This window comes from Halomicronema sp. CCY15110, assembly GCF_016888165.1.
Classification (GTDB): Bacteria; Cyanobacteriota; Cyanobacteriia; order Phormidesmidales; family Phormidesmidaceae; genus Halomicronema.
The window spans coordinates 1-248 of the sequence record NZ_JACSWC010000038.1 but is presented as its reverse complement, the minus strand read 5'-3'; the positions used below and the strand labels follow the sequence as shown (position 1 = coordinate 248).

Below are 248 nucleotides of genomic sequence, written 5' to 3'. Positions count from 1 at the left end.
ATGTCGGTGACGGGGCTGATCATTGCCCTGGGTCTGCTGATCGACAATGCGATCGTGGTGGTAGATGAGATTCAGGCGGATATTCGCCAGGGGGCTGACCCGCTCCACGCTGCGACGACCACGGTGCACCGCTTGCAGGTGCCGCTGCTGGCCTCGACGGCGACCACGGTACTAACGTTTTTGCCCATCTACCTGCTGCCGGGGGCGGCGGGAGAATTTGTCGGCACCATTGCCCTGGGGGTGATCTT

1 protein-coding gene is annotated in these 248 nt (G+C 62.5%); it reads left to right on the top strand.

Annotation, left to right across the window (positions count from 1 at the left end; translation table 11 throughout):
- The coding region (locus tag JUK32_RS28570; RefSeq protein ID WP_204136866.1) for an efflux RND transporter permease subunit at positions 1-248 on the top strand (248 nt) is incomplete at both ends.